The organism is Paenibacillus azoreducens (assembly GCF_021654775.1).
Classification (GTDB): Bacteria; Bacillota; Bacilli; order Paenibacillales; family Paenibacillaceae; genus Paenibacillus_AQ; species Paenibacillus_AQ azoreducens.
On the sequence record NZ_AP025343.1, the window covers coordinates 6,894,948 to 6,911,345 of the forward strand.

Below are 16,398 nucleotides of genomic sequence, written 5' to 3' on the forward strand. Positions count from 1 at the left end.
ACTCATCCTGCACAGAAAGAAGGTTGAAATCATATGTTTACATATCCTCTGGACGATCATATTGAACTGAAGCCGCTCGCGCTGCAGCACGCCCGCCCTTTGTTTCTGCTGACCGACTCTTCCCGCGATACGCTGCGCCAGTGGCTCCCCTGGGTCGATTCCATTACGGAATTGGAACACACGGCTAATTTTGTCAAGAATGCTATAAAGCATGGAGCCGAAAACGGGGCCATTACCGCAGGTATTTGGGTGCATGGAGAAATTGCAGGCGTAATCAGCTTTCACGAGATCAATTGGCATAACCGCTCGGTTGGCATCGGCTATTGGCTGGGCGACAAGTTTGTCGGTCAAGGCATTATGAGCAGCGCTTGCCGCGCTTTCGTCGATTACGCGCTCATGGAACTGGATCTGAACAGGGTCGAAATCCGCTGTGCCACCGGCAATGAACGAAGCCGTGCCATTCCGGAAAGACTGGGCTTCGTTCTCGAAGGCATCGTGCGCGAAAGTGCGCTGCTGCCGCAAGGTTATGTCAATCTTGCAGTCTATGGCATGCTGCAGAGCGAATGGAAGCTGATGCGGTAAATGCAGACGGAAAAAGCCGCCCTTAGACCGGATCGATCCGGCGGGCGGCTTTTGGTGGGAGAGCAGCCGCCTGGCAGCCGCACCATAAGCATAAAACCTTTATATAATGGCTGTGATGCTCATTCCTCCCGCAATTTTTTAAATCTCATCATACCGGAAGAGCCGGCCGGTTTCAAAAAAACTTCACAGCGCTTCAACCAATCCGCCGTCAATCATAAGCATGCTGCCGGTAATGTACGAATTGGCTCCAGAGAGCAAAAACGCAACTGCCTTGGCAAATTCTTCGGGCTGTCCATAACGCCCAAGCGGTATCTCCTTTTGCGACAGTTCCCGAAACTGTTCGACTGTAATGCCCTGTTCCTTAGCCCTGTTCTCGTCCAATTTTCGGATACGGTCGGTGGCTATACGGCCCGGCGCAACGGAATTCACAAGAATGCCATATTGGGCCAGTTCCTGCGACAGCGTTTTGGTCATGCCTGCCACGCCCGTCCGGAACGTATTGGATAATATGAGACCGGGAATCGGCTGCTTGATCGAGGTTGACGTTACGTTAACGATATGTCCGCCTTTTTCTTTCATATGCGGCAGTGCACAGCGAATGGTGCGCACATAGCTGAGCAAATTGAGCCGGAACGCATTTTCCCAATCTTCATCCGTAAAAGACTCAAACGTGCCCGAAGGCGGACCGCCTCCATTATTGACCAAAATGTCTATTTGTCCGAACGTGTCGGCCGTATATCTTATCAATCCTTCGACTTCATGGGGAATGGTTATGTCGGCTGCGTAATATTCAACCTCCCCGCTGCCCAGCTTGACCAATTCCTGCTGTACTGACCTCAGCTTGTCGTCACTGCGGCTGCTGAGCATCACATCCGCCCCCTCCTTGACAAGCTCTGCGGCAATCGCCTTGCCGAGACCCTGGCTTGAAGCCATAACGAGCGCCTTTTTGCCCTGAAGCTGCAAATCCATAATACAACCCCTTTTCTGCAAGATTTTAGGAGAATGCCTATGAATCTTTTAAATGAAATTCCCCCTTTTTTCAGGCAGGCTCAATACTGAAATAAGCGAGTTGGCCGCTACGGTTACGGAGCGTTCTTCCGATCGCTGTTGTCTTCAAATTTCTTTAATTAACTTTCCAAAATGGTAGAAATCCGGAGACAAAGGCGAACGCTATCGCTTCTTCAGATCGATTCCGTCCCCTTCGCTACTTTCGCTTCTTTTTAAATACTGAACCTCTTTTCCAAGATAAAGAAGCTTATTCCCTGCCGATCGCGGCCGGGATAAACACCCTATGGCCGGTTTAGGGTGCAAAACAGTGGAGCCTATGCTTCGATGCCTATTCCAAATCCTTTGCGGGGACCCGAAAAAACTAAGGACCTCCACTTCGTGAAAGTCCAATCTATTTACTCTATTCATTTAAGCATATATCTGTTAACCAAAAATATCAAATTCAGGTTATTTATCCAGGAAATAAGCCATCCATATCGCATCCACATATCTGTCCTCGATCCAGAACTCCCGGAGCAGACGTCCCTCCTCTACGAACCCGCAGGTCCTGTAAAACTGAAGAGCCCCTGTGTTGGTCGAGAGCACGCGCAGCCTAAGCTTGAGCTTTCCCTGCCGCATGGCCCAGATTTTGGCTTCACTCAACAATCGGGTACCAATCCCCCTGCGCTGATAGGCCGGATGAACGGCAATATGGATCTCGTATACATGATCATTGCCTGCAATCCCTGTCGGATAGCGAAAACCGACATATCCGCATACGATCCCGTCAACCTCTGCCACCAGCTGCGAAGCCGGCGGACAGTGCTGGAGAAAATCCTCCCTGGACGGCCAGCACACCGGCTCAGGAGCCGTCCGTTCCGTCCATACCAGCGCATCGATATCCATCAGGGTCTGGGCATCTTTCATTTGGGAAAGCCTGATAATAAGCGTCTGCTGTTGAAGCTTCATGGCCCTAACACCTTCTTTTTCAAATCAAGATTTGCAGCATTTTTCGTATGAAGCCGGTCCGGAATTACTGCCATGCAATATTCAACCTTCGACCGACCCGCTGAACGACTGTCCCACCGCTTTATGGCGCAGCGCATGAATGACGAAGGAGGAAACGGCCAGCACCGCAATCGCGATGGACAGCCAGGCCACTGGAACAAGCCCGCCATGATCATATAGTATGCCCATGAAATAAGGGCCGATCATGCGGCCAAGCGCAGCCATGCCGCCTGTTAGTCCGATATAAAAAGGAGCGGCCCTGTACGCATGATCCGAAATATAGGCAGGGATCGCCGGTGATATGAGCATTTCCCCCAAGGTGGCAAGCACCATGGCAAATATCAGGCCGGGATAACTTGGCAGCAGTAGAATCACAATGTAAGCGAGCAGATAAAAGACGGCGCTAGCCGTCATTTGCGCCGAAGATTCCTTGGCGAACCAGCGTTTGATCAAGGCAGTCACCGGCTGGGCGACGAAGATAAGTATCCCGTTCAGCGTCCACAGGAAACCATAAGCCCGTTTCGGCAATCCTTCGGAGATGATATGCGGCGAAACCCCCGTATTCCAGATCGAGTTGCCGAACCACAGAAACAGGGAACCCAAACCGAGAAACAAATAGATCCTCGTATTGCCAAGCAGTGCGGGAATGCTTTCCTTGGCCCCTTCTTTGGTTTTTTTCTGCAAATGGACGGGACCCTCTTGTTTGTCCAGACGATTCAAATAATTCAGGAAGAACAGCGCGAATACAGCTGAGGTAACGCCATTCAGCACAAAGGTCAAATGATAGGAGACATCTGCCAGAAATCCGCTGAGCGCGGTGCCAAGCGCCACTCCGATGTTGTTGGCTACATAAATCACATTAAACAGCTCGCCGCGCCGGTCGGCAAAACGAAAACCGACGAAGGCTTGAATCGCAGGCATGGAAACGGCATTAAAAAGGCCGATCAGCCCCATCACGACCATATAAACAATCCAATAGGAACTGATAAAAGGCAAAGTAAACAACCCAAGCGCATTCAGCCCAAGCGAGCCGACGATCAGTCTTTTAACTCCTACGCGGTGGTACAGCGCCCCTCCCAGCAGTTGGCCGATAATGCCGCCGAAAGCTTGGATCATGACCACGAGCCCGGCATCGGCCATGCTTCTTCCGAGCTCATCGAACACATACATCGTGGTCAGCGGCCACATCAGCGATCCGCCGGCGGAATTGATCAGGCTCGCAGCAAGAAAGATTTTGACTTCCTTCGGGTAGGACTGCAAAAATTTCATATATTTTTCTCCTGTGGTGTATCAAAATTATGCGATCATTCGATTCGAAAGGTCATGCCCGGATCGTATCCGGACATGACCTAAACCGTTCCCCGGCATCTGCCGATATAAAAGATCACCTGGAATCAGTATCCGTCATATATAAGGTTTTCGGCAATGCCGCTCACTGACGCTTTACCTGGACAGCGGTCGAAAAGAACGTAGCCCCGCCGCCCATATCGGACAGCCGGTCAGCCGTCAAGGCATTGGCACGCTGTTTGCGTCCTTGGCCTTCCCACCATAACCCTTGGCTGATCACCGTTCCTGGAAGCATCTTGTCGGTCACTACCGCTTTCAGCTCCAACTTCCCGCGCTTGTTGTACACCACCACGCTGTCGCCGTCGCCGATTCCGCGCTCTGCGGCATCCTGCGGATGGATTTGCAGCTGGGGTTCCTTCTCCAGCCGCTGGTGTTTCTCCACATTGGCGAATGTGGAGTTCAAAAAATTATGGTTAGGCGGCGAAATGAACATAAGCGGATAAGGCTCATCCTTGCCCGGACGATGATTTCCGTCATATCCTTCCTGCAGCGGAACATATTCCGGAAGCGGCGGAAGTCCGGCTGCCTTCATGGCTTCTGAATACAATTCGATTTTGCCTGACGGCGTGGGCAGCCGGTCCAGATAGGATGCTTGCGGCGTCATGTCCAGCTTCACGAAACGCTGCTCCTTCAGCGCCGGAAGCGTTACGCCGTTCAGATACGGATTCTCCGGATAATTCAGCGCCCGGGCGATCATCTCTTCCTCCGTTTCCATGAAAGCTTCCTCGTCCAGCCCCATGGCGCGTCCTAACATCGCAAACAGCTCGACATTGCCTTTGGCTTCGCCGATCTTCCCAATCACCGGCTCCTGCAGCTGCACATAATGATGCCAATACGATGCATACAGATCGGTCGTCTCGAACGATGAAGCCGCTGGCAGTACGATATCCGCGTATTTGGCCGTATCGGTCATGAACAGATCATGCACTACCGTAAACAGGTCCTCCCGCGCAAAACCTGCCTGAACCCGCTCCGTATCCGGCGCAACGACAAGAGGGTTGCTGCAATACACGAACACGGCTTTAATCGGCTGCTCCTGCATATGCAGCGCTTCCCCGATCCGGTTCATATTGATCGAGCGCGCCTCGGGATTCGGCCGCAATTCCGGCCGTTCCAAATAGTCGCTGTCCATGGCGCCGTAACCGCCGTTCGTTTTCACCGCGCCGCCGCCTTGTTTTAACCACTGCCCCGTCAAAGCCGGCAGGCAGGCGATGCTGCGGACGTTCATGCCTCCGTTGTCGTGATGCTGAAGCCCGTTGCCGATCGCGATATAAGAAACGGAAGCTTCACCGTACATGCGTGCCAGCTTCTCGATGTCTTCCTCCGGCACGCCCGTAATAGCCGCAACATGGGCGGGCGTATAACTCTTCACATGTTCGCGCAGCTCTTCATAGCCTACGGTATACCGTTTCAGGAAGACTTCGTCCGTCCAACCGTCGCGGAACAGAACATGCATCACGCCAAGCGCCAGCGCCGTATCCGTTCCGGGGTAAAGCGGAATGAACCAGTCGGCCCATTGGGCGGTGCGATTTTTATGCACATCGATCACGACCACCTTTGCGCCGCGTTTACGGGCTTTCTCGGCAATGACCACCTGATGCATATTCGTACTGATCAAGTTTCCGCCCCAGACGATGATCAAATCTGCATATTCCGTATCTTCCGGGGAGGTGCCTCCCTTGAAGCCCATCGTATATTTCCAGCCGGCGTTTCCGGCAGCATTGCAGATCTTTTGATCCAGCCGGCTTGCGCCAAGCGCATTAAAAAAGCGCCGGTCCATGCCGTCTACGCTGAGGATGCCCATATTGCCGTAGAAGCTGTAAGGCAGGATGCACTCCGATCCGTATTCGGCGATCAGTTCCCGATACCGGCTTGCAATTTCGCTGACAGCCTCATCCCAGGATATGCGCTCAAACTGCCCGGAACCTTTCGGCCCCGTCCGTTTCAGCGGATAACGAATCCGGTCTTTATGATAAATCCGCTCGGTCATGTTGCGGACCTTGTTGCATATAGCCCCCTGCGTGATCGGATGATCCGGATTACCGGTCACCTTTACGATCTTCCCTTCTTCTTTATGCAGCAGCAGGCCGCATGTGTCGGGACAATCCAGCGGGCATACCGCCGGGAATACGCCGTTTTTCTCTTCGATCATTCCCGCTCTCCCTCCTCTGAAGTAACAAATTGCCTATCTCTCTACTCTCAATCTTAATCCGGGAATGTGAAATGCGCAAAAGGAAAAACGGGCAAACAGCGTTTCAGCCTTCCCGCATGAGGGTAACCATAGTATGAGAGCATCAGACATGGAACCACTTTTCGTTCCTCCCAGACTATGCCGTAACCATAGAACACTCCCAAAAAAATTCGCCATCTAAAGTTCGTTCCCCCCGGGCTTTAGAATGGCGAATTTTGTTTTAAATTTTTTTTGGACCAACCCTTCCGCCCGACCCCCAAAAAAAACCAGCCGCCCCCTTCTTTCGGAAACAGCTGGTTTTGATATGATGCTTTAGTGTTCGTTTACGCTTGCTTGCGCAGTGCTTCGGCTTTTTGTCCCCCGATCCGTTGATCGGCGGCAGGTGCTTCCCCCGTCTTCCGCAAATAAGCCACCCAATATGCGCCGGCCACAAATATTGCGCCTCCGACCATATTTCCAAGCAACACCGGCACAAAATTCATGAAATAATCGCCCCATGTAAAATGGCCCGCAAAAATCGCCGCCGGAATAAGGAACATATTAGCGACCACGTGCTGAAAACCGATAGCGACAAAAGCCATCGTCGGGAACCAAATGCCCAAAATTTTGCCGCTCATGCTGTCCGAGCCGTAACACAGCCATACAGCCAGCGCTACCAGCCAGTTGCAGCCAATCCCCGAAACGAAGGCTTGCAGGAAACTGTCATCCAGCTTATGACCGGCCATATCCACCAGTTTATCAAGATAAGGTCCACTCTCCGTCAGCCCGGTCACATGCCCGAAGAAGTAAGCCACAAACAACGCCCCAGCAAAATTGGCCACGAGAACCAGCGCCCAGTTGCGGAGCAGTTCGGAAACCTTTATCCTTTTCGCCATCCAGGCCAGCGCCACTGCCATCATATTGCCCGTCAGCAGCTCGCCGCCTGCCAGAAGAACCAAAACCAGCCCTACGGGAAAAAGCGCCGCCCCTACAAAGCCTGCAAATGAGCCCCATTCCTTGGGCGCGCTCGCAATCACGCGGATATCAAGCAAAAAACCGAGCGCGATAAACGCGCCGGCCAAAAAGCCAAGCACCAAAACCGTCAGCGCCGGATTATGGGCCTTTTTGGCCCCCGTTTCGACAGTAAGCTCCGCAATTTGCCCAGGTTTGTAAACAGCCATGTCATCCCTCTCCTTTATTTGCTCATAGAACCAATTTCATAATGGATTTAAATCGAATGGTTGAACCTTGATATCGAATCATCTAATCCATATCGGTCTATATTTAGCATGATTCCATACCGAATTGGCATTATGAAATTGATTACTTTTGAAACAGATTATTTTAAATTTTGACAAATCAGTTTTTAACAAATCGAGCATTCCAATCCCTCATCGGTCAATTCCATTGTAATGAAAATCGGCTTTCATTCATGTGAAAACAATCACTAGATGAGGAAGAGAAGAGAATTTTTACTTAAAATGATCGCAGAAACACCCCTTGATATCTTCGGGCAAATAGACAAAAAAAAGCTTTTACCTCCGCGGAAACGGAAGTAAAAGCGGTATCTAAATATCAGCTAACGGAACTGAGCAATGCTATTGCCGCTGAAGCATGATTCTAGTCACCAACGCAGCACCCGTTTTCTGCTAACCCATGAAATACGAGTCCGAATCGGCATCTGATTTCCGCTAACGAAACTGAGCAACGCTATTGCCGCTGAATCGAAGTCAAATGAAATCTAACGAAACTACGAATCGTTATTCGGCTGAAATTTGGCTTCACCACGTCTTTTTCGGCTAATAGCGATATCGAGTTTCGTTAGAATGCGTAGATGCTTGATTTTGCCTAAATAACGATTGCAGGTTTCATTAGGATACAGTCTCGATAGAGTGTAGCCTCTGGGTTGCAGCAGCATACGAATATCTAAACGATTTGCACCTTTTCCCGTCGCGCGTAAAGAACGATTGGTCGCCCTCACCCCGCATCCCGATGAAATTCAGTATGCGAGTTTCACCCCAAGATCATTCAGGAAGCAGACTTCCCGCGTTAGAAATCCAAATCCGGCTTAAAGAAACGTCTTAAAATAAACCGGATATCCGTCCGTCATCGTCAATGCTCATATGCACGGCGGCAGGAGACTTCGGAAGTCCCGGCATCGTCATGATATTTCCGGTATGGACCACGACAAAACCCGCTCCCGCGGATAGCGAGATCTCCCGCACCTGAACTTTGAAGCCTTCAGGGGCTCCAAGCAGCTTCGGCTGATCCGAGAAGGAATATTGTGTTTTGGCCATGCATACAGGGACATTGCCGTATCCAAGCTGCTCGATATCCTTCAGGCTTCGCAGGGCTGCCGGAGAATAACTCACCTCTGCCCCGCGGTAGATCTCACGGACGATGGTTTCGATTTTGGTGCGGATATCCGTATCAAGCGCATACAGCGGACGATAGTTGGACGATTCCTTCTCCAGCAGATCTGTTAATGCTTTTGCCAGCTCCAGACCGCCTGCGCTGCCTTCCGCCCATACATTAGATACTGCTGCCGGAACATTCATCGCGCGGCACTCGGCCAACACCCGCTCCACCTCTTCGGGCAAATCGTCGGCAAAATGGTTAATCGCCACTACGGCCGGTACGCCGAACTTCTTCAGATTCTCCACATGTCTCTTCATGTTGGACAAGCCGTCTTCCAGCGCCTTCATGCCCGTCTCACGCAGCCGGTCTTTGGCCATCCCGCCGTTATACTTGAGCGCCTTGACGGTCACCACCAGTACTGCGGCTGCAGGACTCAGGCCAGCCTGACGGCATTTGATATCCAAAAACTTCTCGGCTCCGAGATCAGCGCCAAAACCAGCCTCCGTCACAACAATCTCCCCAAGTTTCAGGGCGAGGCGCGTTCCGAGCACGCTGCTGCAGCCATGGGCAATATTGGCGAAAGGACCACCGTGAACGATAACCGGGGTGCCTTCAAGCGTCTGGACGAGATTAGGTTTGATTGCGTCCTTCAGCAGAATCGTCATCGCTTCGACAGCGTCAAGCTGTGCAGCCGTTACGGCCTCTCCATCCTGATTGTAGCCGGTAATGATCCGGCCAAGGCGCTCCTTCAAGTCGCCGAGACCCGTACTCAGACAGAGAATGGCCATAACCTCCGAGGCAGTCGTAATCAGGAAGCCGCCTTCGCGTACGGCGCCGTTACCGTCGCCAAGCCCTGTTACGATGCTGCGCAGACTGCGGTCATTCATGTCCATTGCCCGTTTCCAGACGATCCGCTGCGGATTCAGCCGCAGGACATTGCCCTGATGGATATGGTTGTCGATCATGGCCGCCAGCAGGTTATGGGCTGAGGTAATGGCGTGAAGATCTCCCGTAAAATGCAAATTGATATCTTCCGCCGGAACAATTTGCGCTTTGCCGCTACCCGTCGCTCCGCCTTTCATGCCAAAGCACGGACCGAGCGAAGGTTCGCGCAAGGCGGCGACCGTCCGGTGCCCGGCCGCGTTTAACGCCTGCGCAAGACCGATGGTGGTCAGCGTTTTGCCCTCCCCGGCCGGGGTTGGGTTCATTGCGGTCACCAGTACCAGCTTGCCGTCCTGGCGCGTACGCACGCGTTCCCACAATGAAGGGCTGAGCTTCGCTTTGTATCGGCCGTATAATTCCAGTTCCTCTTCTTCGATCCCGGCTAATGCCGCAACTTCCAAGATTGGTTTCATGACCTGATCGTACCTCCTATGTACTATAGTTCAAATCCCTAATTGCCCGGGGTGCCCGCCGAAAAAAGAGCCTGCCTCTTGCGGGCAGACCCCTATGACTTGTTTCCAAAGATGTTATATTCATGATTGCCAATGTTGCGGCAGCTGTTCAATCGCGTCTATCATGGCTTCCGGGTGATTCCCACAGCTTTCTGGCCAGCCGCCGAAATGACGGTTGAAACGCAAATAGACAGACGTTTTGCTTCCCCACCTTTCTTTTAGTGCGTGTTCAAAAAGGACGGTTTTCAGCACCGAGAAGGTTGAATGAAGCTAGGGACTGAGGAGCGGAGCGTACGTTTAGGTACGTGAGCACCGAAGGCCCGGCTGAATTCAAGATTCGATGCCGAATCCACTTCTTGATTCACTTCGTGTTAGATATAGAATTTATTCGTTATCAGCAGTGCTGATGAAATTCTATATCGCAAGAAAACCTACCGTGAATCGCGGTCGCTCATCCTTGATTGGCCTCGATTGGTTTTCTTATCAAAAGTGAACTTTTTGAACAACCTCTTTTAGCAAATCATTTATCTGCCCCTGTGCTTGGCTTTGGCTTTCCGGACGGCGATTTCACGCTTTCTGGCAGCCAGCGCCTCGCGCTGCTCCTTACCGAGACGGGATCGTTCTTGCTTGCGTTTTTCAAGCTCCAGCCTCATGGCTTCCTGGCTTGCGCTGCTGACTCCGCGGGATCTGGTTTCCCGGGCGGCCAATCGGGCCAGCCTTTTCGGATTGACAGCCTTGCGCGGAGCTTTGTTAGCGGTTACGCCGACGGACAGCCTCTCCACCAGCGCAGGCAGCTCCTGCAGGACAAATTCCCAAACCTGCTGAAGCGAAGGCTCTGCGCCGAAAGTATGCTTACCTGCCATTACCTTGCCCCCGCTTTCCACTTCAACGACTCCGACCCAATAAGGTTCATCAAAAAATACGGTTAATTTCATGGTGGTTCTCCCCTCTATTTTAACATCGGAGCGTTGGACATCCCGAGGGGGAAGGCTACTGACATGAATCGGTTTGGGGCATTTCGCCGCTTCATGCGTCCGGACTACCAACCGGACCGTGTTTTTACGTTCCACTATCATCATACACGAGTGAAAAACAAGTGCAAGCCGCCATTTATTTTGTTCACGCCTTATTCGAAAGTACGTTAGGCTGTTCCTTCATTGCCCACATGGTTCTTTGCACCGCGCCCGGCTTGAGATTTCCGGACCGGCGAATGCCAAATAACCGGAGGATGCCTTGAAGGCTCCTTCCGGTTATCACTTTCATTCTATTTCCGTCCCGATCTGCCGCCCCGGCGTCCGCCGGATTGGGCTCCGCGCCCGCTGCGGCCTTGACCGCGGCTGCTGCCTTCGGCTCCGCGTCCTGCCCCGCCGCGCGCATCTCCCTTGCGGGAAGACGAGCGTGACCCTTTATCCTCGCTGCGGGATTGCCTTTGGCCGGGCGGCTTGTCTCCGGCCCCTTGGCCGCGGCGACCGCCGGGTGACGGCCGCTGCTGACCGCGCCGGCGATCCGGTTCCTTCCGCCCGCCTCTGCCCGGGCTGACAGCGGAGGCTCTTGATGCGCCCGCCTCCACGATTTCGCCGTCTTTCTCATACCGCCGGCGTTCAATCGTATGATTGATGCCCTGCTCAATGCGCTGCAGCTCGCCTTTGTCCCGGGGCGATACCAGTGTAATCGCCATTCCTTTTCCTCCGGCACGGCCTGTCCGGCCGATGCGGTGGATATAGCTGTCAACTTCATGCGGGATATCGTAGTTGAAGACATGGGTCACGCCTTCAACGTCCAGTCCCCGCGCCGCTACATCCGTGGCTACCAACAGCTGGAGCTTCGCCTCTCGAAACCGTTTCATGACCTGCTCCCGCTTCGCTTGCGACAAATCTCCATGCAGTTCATCCGAAGCGTATCCCTGCTCCAGCAGCGCGGAGTTTAGCGTCGAAGCCCGCCGCTTGGTACGGCAGAAAATAATGGCCAGAAACGGCCGATAGGTCTCAATCATGGACACCAGCGCCTGCTGCTTGGTCCGGTCTGTCACCTCGACCGCCAGCTGGCGGATATGCTGCAGCGGCACCGGCGACTTCTCCGCTTTGACGGTCACGTCCACAGCATCGCGGGTGTAAAAGGAAGCCAACCGCTTGATTTCGGCCGGCATCGTCGCGGAGTACAGCAGCGTCTGCCGTTTGTGGGGCAGCGCCTGAATCAGCGCTTCAACTTCGTCCAGGAAGCCCATATGCAGCATCTGATCCGCTTCGTCAAGCACCAGCGTCTTCACGCCGCCAAGCTCAAGGGTGCCCCGCCGTAAATGGTCGTTCAACCGGCCCGGCGTACCGATGATCAGATGGCGCCCGCCCTCCAGCTTGCGCAGCTGCTTGTCTACATCCTGGCCTCCGTATACGGCCAATATCCGGATCTCCGTTCCCCGGGCAAGCTTCCGCGCCTCCTCGGTAATTTGCAGCGCCAGCTCGCGTGTCGGCGCAATGATCAGGGCCTGCGGATAAGCGCGGGCCGGATCCAGCTTTTGCATGATCGGCAGCAGGAAAGCGAGCGTTTTCCCGCTTCCTGTCCGCGCACGGGCAATCACGTCTTGGCCCGCCAACAGCAGCGGAATCGTCTCCATCTGTACCGGCGTAGGCACGGCGATGCCGTTCTCCCTAAGTGCCGCCACCCATTGATCCTGTAAGCCAAGCTCTATAAAATTTGGCAATCCATCCACCTCTAGTCTCAATATTCATCTCAGGATTTTGCAAAATCCTCATCTCTTCAAAACTTTCCCGACTTAAAAATAGAGTATAGCAGCCACACCACCATCAAAAATGCGACGCCAAATCCGATAGCTATGACCGGGAAATGCCATAGAATCGAGGATTGGCGGTTCATCGAGGAGCCGATGATCAGCCCCACCATGATGATGCTGAAGGCCAGCAGCACAATGCTGAACGACAGCCTGTTGCTGATCTGGTCCAGCTTGCGCATCAAAGATTCCATCTCGGGAACACTGATTTCCACCTTCAGCTTGCCTTTGCTGATCAGCGCGGACAGCTGTCTCGTTTGGGCGGGAATATCCAGCAGCGCTTCGGCCAGGCTGGCCGCGCCGCCGAGCAGCTTGCCGCGCAGGCGGCGGGCGCTGAACCGCTCCCTGGCAAGCTTGCGTCCGAAAGGCTCGGCCATATCGATAATGCTGAGCGAGGGATCAAGCTTCTGAATGACGCCTTCCATCGTCAGCAGCGCTTTGCCGAGCAGCGTCAAATCGGGAGGCATCACGATGGCATGACGCTGGGCAACGCCAAACAAATCATTAAGCGCCTTGCCGATGCCGATTTCAGAAAACGGAATATCATAATACTCGTCGCGTAAAATACCCAGATCCTTGCGCAAAGAGTCCATATCATTGTCTTCCGGCAGCAAGCCAAGGCGCAAAATGGCCCGGACCATGCTGTCGGTATTTTTACGCATAAGTGCGATAATGAGTTCGGATAAATGATGTTTCATGTCTTCACTAAGTCGCCCGACCATGCCGAAATCCAGAAAAGCCAAGCTGCCGTCTTTCCGGACCAATAAGTTTCCGGGGTGCGGATCGGCATGAAAAAAACCCTCGATAAACATCTGATGCAGCATGGCATTCACAAACCGCTTGGCGATAAGCTGCAGATCAAAACCGCTCTCTTCCAGCTGCTCCGACTGGCTTAGGGTCACGCCCTCCACGTATTCCATCGTCATGACACGCGAAGAGGTATACTGCCAGTGGATTTGCGGGATAAAAATATGCGCGTCGTTTTGAAACTGCAGCGCGATTTTCTCCGTATTGCGTCCTTCCCGGCTGTAGTCCATTTCCGCCAGCAGGGATTTGGAGAATTCCTCTACAAGTCGGACCATTTGATAACGTCGGGCCCATTCCCATCGCTTTTCCGCCAGCACCATCAGGTTCCGCAAGATGCCCAGATCCCGCGTAATGGTCTGCAGCGCGCCGGGACGTTGAATTTTCACTGCTACTTCTTCACCGGACTTCAGCCTGCCTAGATGAACCTGTCCAATAGAGGCGGCCGCCACCGGTATGTCATCAAACCGTTCGAAAATCTCTTCGACCGGCATATCCAGCTCTTCTGCCAAAATGCTTCGCGCAGCCTCCGACGGAAACGGAGGAACCTGGTCCTGCAGCTTCACCAGCTCTTGGATGATGGAATCCGGCAGCAAATCCGAGCGCGTGCTGGCAAGCTGCCCCAGCTTCACAAACGTCGGGCCGAGATCCTCAAGAACAAGCCGGATGCGCTCTCCAAGCGTCTTGGTTTCCGGTGACTCATGTTTAACCCAGCGCCGGGGCATGGACAGCAGCTGGAACAGTCCCAATTCCTCCACCATGTAGCCAAAGCCATGACGCATGAGCGCCATGGCGATCTCCCGGTAGCGGCCGGTATGTCTGATACGCACCGCCATATTATTGATTATCCGTTTCGGCGTTTATTACCCCGCCGGTTTCCTCGAGTTCGGCAATCCGCTTTTCCAATGCGGCTATACGCTGTTCCAGGCTGGCCACATCGTTTTCGGAAGGTACATGAAGCTCTGTTAAAATCCGCTGGATTTGCTCGCGCAAATAATCCTTGAATTGGGATTTCTCTTCTTCGCCGCGCTCGACAAGCCGTTCAATCAGCTCCTTGGATTCCGTAGGCGCAAGTTCTCCTCGTTTGACCAGCTCTTCAACCGTTTTTTCGATCTTCTCCTTGCTGACTATCGTAAGACCCCATCCTAACGAAATTGCCTTTTTCAACAGATCACTCATGTTTTATTCCCTCCCAAACGATATTTCCCTTATTATACCCTGAAATCTTTGCCAATATGAACAGACGGAATCAGCTTGGCAAATGTGCCGCCCATGCAGCAGCCTGCAGAATCAGCTTGCGGACCTGCGGGTGCAGGAACGTGGGCTCATGGTGTCCGGGCATGAAGTATACGACCCGGCCCAGCCCGTATTCATGTTTCCAGGCTGCCGGATGCCAAGTATCGCCCAGCTTGTATTCCAGCAGCACCTCCTTCTCCGTAAATGGGTCGAACTCGATTTGGTAAGGTTCTTCGTCCAGCTCGAACGGTTCGACGCCGGCCGTGATCGCATCCTCCCCTTTCGTGCGGAAAGAAAGCGTCTGGATCGGCGGATGCCCATTAAAACGGCCGCCCAACAATTGGGCCAGTTCGAAGCGGCGGTTCCCCAGCGATAATCCGTTATGGAGGACAAGCAAGCCGCCCCCCTGGCTTACATAAGACAGCAGCCCGGAAGTTTGCTGCCTGGACACTTGATCGTCCCAAAGATCGAAATAACATATGCACAGATCAAAGGGCTTCAGATGTTCCAGCAACAACAGGTTTTTATTTTCGCTGCACTGTACCGAAATCACTTCGTTTAATATATGGCTGACTTGAGCATCCACCCCTTGCAGAGGATGGAATTTCGGATGAGTGTAGTCACCAAGCAAAATGCTTTTTTTATTGTACAAGGCTTATTCCTCCTTCTATTGCACACTGTCCGTGATTTTCTATTTTGTATCATTCCACATTTTTCAAATGATTAAAAAGGCTGGGTAGACCGCTTTTTAACGGAAGCTTTTCTTGCGATTATAGAATGCTTAAGCTCCGCTTTAAAACTTATACATTCTATAATCTAAAGAAAAAGGGATGCCGCTCTTCTTCGCATCCCTCATGAAGCAAACAACAAAACGATTTATCCAAAGATAATTTCAATTTCATATATTCGCGGACTGAAAATATCGCGCCAGCTCGACGATCATGCTGCCCATCCGCTCGTCTTCCGGCGGATACACCACGCGCGTGATGCCTTCCTCCAGCAGTGCCTGAGCGGTTATTTTACCGACGGCCGCAGCGACTACAGGGCCCTGGAAGGCCAGAACCATATCCTCCAGTTTGCCCTTGCTGCGTGCATATTCCGCCAGATTCCGAATTTGCGGAGCGCTCGTGAACGCAGCCGCATCAATCGCTTGTTGGAGAATGTCATCCAACAGCCGTTCAAGCTGCTCGGCTTCTGGAGGAATATGCCGATACGGCAGAACCCGGCGTACAAGGGCACCCTGCTCCTGCAGCCAAGCCTCCAGCTTGGGTGCGGGATCCCCGTGCAACTGCAGCACCGCTTCCTTGCCTTGAAGATGATGTTCCGCCAAACCGCGGATCAGGCCGGATGTACTGCCGTCGTCATCGCGCACGAGCGGTTCCAGTCCTCTTTTGCGAAGGCTGTTAACGGTTTTGTAGCCTCGAGCGGCTACATGGGATTGCCGCAGGGCTTGCAGCAAATCATGCTCCGCATTCATGCCGGCCGCTACGCCGAATAAAGCATCCAGCCCCATGCCCGTTGTCAGAATGGTCCATGCCGGAGGGCTCGCCATCCATTCCTCCAAACTTTTACGCGTCTCCACATCGTCCAGGAACACGGTCCCCTGCGCCGGACGGATCAGTGCCGTCCCTCCCATTTTCTCCACGATTTTGGCCATGTCTTCCGCTTTGCGCGGGCCTGTCAACGCAATTGTCTTACCCGTCAATCGATATGCCAACCTCGCACCT

13 protein-coding genes are annotated in these 16,398 nt (G+C 53.1%); 1 reads left to right on the forward strand and 12 read right to left on the reverse strand.

Annotated features, from left to right (window positions below; all coding sequences use genetic code 11):
• Positions 1-33: 33 nt before the first annotated feature.
• On the forward strand, positions 34-582 hold the full coding sequence (locus tag L6442_RS30945) for a GNAT family N-acetyltransferase (protein ID WP_212980538.1): 549 nt from the start codon (positions 34-36) through the stop codon (positions 580-582).
• Between the two features lie 183 nt (positions 583-765).
• Here L6442_RS30945 and L6442_RS30950 read toward each other — a convergent pair whose 3' ends face one another.
• The 12 genes from L6442_RS30950 to L6442_RS31005 all read right to left on the reverse strand — a co-directional run bounded on the left by L6442_RS30950 (position 766) and on the right by L6442_RS31005 (position 16,388).
• On the reverse strand, positions 766-1,551 hold the full coding sequence (locus L6442_RS30950; RefSeq protein WP_194231730.1) for an SDR family oxidoreductase: 786 nt from the start codon (positions 1,549-1,551) through the stop codon (positions 766-768).
• A gap of 486 nt (positions 1,552-2,037) precedes the next feature.
• Complete coding sequence (locus tag L6442_RS30955) at positions 2,038-2,538, reverse strand: GNAT family N-acetyltransferase (RefSeq protein ID WP_212980539.1); 501 nt, start codon at positions 2,536-2,538, stop codon at positions 2,038-2,040.
• 81 nt (positions 2,539-2,619) lie between these two features.
• The gene (locus tag L6442_RS30960) at positions 2,620-3,846 is read right to left on the reverse strand and encodes an MFS transporter (protein WP_194231733.1); all 1,227 of its coding nucleotides are present in this window, start codon (positions 3,844-3,846) and stop codon (positions 2,620-2,622) included.
• 163 nt (positions 3,847-4,009) lie between these two features.
• Complete coding sequence (locus L6442_RS30965; protein WP_212980540.1) at positions 4,010-6,076, reverse strand: molybdopterin-containing oxidoreductase family protein; 2,067 nt, start codon at positions 6,074-6,076, stop codon at positions 4,010-4,012.
• 362 nt (positions 6,077-6,438) lie between these two features.
• Positions 6,439-7,275 (reverse strand): formate/nitrite transporter family protein, encoded by an 837-nt coding sequence (locus L6442_RS30970; RefSeq protein WP_212980541.1) that lies wholly within the window; start codon positions 7,273-7,275, stop codon positions 6,439-6,441.
• 900 nt (positions 7,276-8,175) lie between these two features.
• Positions 8,176-9,807, reverse strand: coding sequence for a formate--tetrahydrofolate ligase (locus tag L6442_RS30975; RefSeq protein WP_212980542.1), 1,632 nt, complete (start codon positions 9,805-9,807; stop codon positions 8,176-8,178).
• 563 nt (positions 9,808-10,370) lie between these two features.
• Entirely contained in the window at positions 10,371-10,781 is a 411-nt protein-coding gene (locus L6442_RS30980; RefSeq protein ID WP_212980543.1) for a YjdF family protein, read from the reverse strand.
• Between the two features lie 329 nt (positions 10,782-11,110).
• Entirely contained in the window at positions 11,111-12,544 is a 1,434-nt protein-coding gene (locus L6442_RS30985) for a DEAD/DEAH box helicase (RefSeq protein WP_212980544.1), read from the reverse strand.
• Positions 12,545-12,600: 56 nt separating this feature from the next.
• Entirely contained in the window at positions 12,601-14,271 is a 1,671-nt protein-coding gene (locus L6442_RS30990) for an ABC1 kinase family protein (protein WP_212980545.1), read from the reverse strand.
• Position 14,272: 1 nt separating this feature from the next.
• Positions 14,273-14,614 carry a phasin family protein gene (locus L6442_RS30995; RefSeq protein WP_212980546.1) on the reverse strand — a complete coding sequence of 114 codons (342 nt, stop codon included), beginning with the start codon at positions 14,612-14,614 and terminating at the stop codon, positions 14,273-14,275.
• Between the two features lie 70 nt (positions 14,615-14,684).
• Entirely contained in the window at positions 14,685-15,323 is a 639-nt protein-coding gene (locus L6442_RS31000; RefSeq protein WP_194231742.1) for a ThuA domain-containing protein, read from the reverse strand.
• A gap of 246 nt (positions 15,324-15,569) precedes the next feature.
• The gene (locus L6442_RS31005) at positions 15,570-16,388 is read right to left on the reverse strand and encodes a uroporphyrinogen-III synthase (RefSeq protein ID WP_212980547.1); all 819 of its coding nucleotides are present in this window, start codon (positions 16,386-16,388) and stop codon (positions 15,570-15,572) included.
• Positions 16,389-16,398 lie beyond the last annotated feature (10 nt).

Bases quoted from the DNA above. Each gene is read 5' to 3' on its own strand.
- L6442_RS30945 (WP_212980538.1), top strand. From the start codon at position 34: ATGTTTACATATCCTCTGGACGATCATATTGAACTGAAGCCGCTCGCG.
- L6442_RS30980 (WP_212980543.1), bottom strand. From the start codon at position 10,781: ATGAAATTAACCGTATTTTTTGATGAACCTTATTGGGTCGGAGTCGTT.
- L6442_RS30960 (WP_194231733.1), bottom strand. From the start codon at position 3,846: ATGAAATTTTTGCAGTCCTACCCGAAGGAAGTCAAAATCTTTCTTGCT.
- L6442_RS30990 (WP_212980545.1), bottom strand. From the start codon at position 14,271: ATGGCGGTGCGTATCAGACATACCGGCCGCTACCGGGAGATCGCCATG.
- L6442_RS30955 (WP_212980539.1), bottom strand. From the start codon at position 2,538: ATGAAGCTTCAACAGCAGACGCTTATTATCAGGCTTTCCCAAATGAAA.
- L6442_RS30970 (WP_212980541.1), bottom strand. From the start codon at position 7,275: ATGGCTGTTTACAAACCTGGGCAAATTGCGGAGCTTACTGTCGAAACG.
- L6442_RS30965 (WP_212980540.1), bottom strand. From the start codon at position 6,076: ATGATCGAAGAGAAAAACGGCGTATTCCCGGCGGTATGCCCGCTGGAT.
- L6442_RS30950 (WP_194231730.1), bottom strand. From the start codon at position 1,551: ATGGATTTGCAGCTTCAGGGCAAAAAGGCGCTCGTTATGGCTTCAAGC.
- L6442_RS30975 (WP_212980542.1), bottom strand. From the start codon at position 9,807: ATGAAACCAATCTTGGAAGTTGCGGCATTAGCCGGGATCGAAGAAGAG.
- L6442_RS30995 (WP_212980546.1), bottom strand. From the start codon at position 14,614: ATGAGTGATCTGTTGAAAAAGGCAATTTCGTTAGGATGGGGTCTTACG.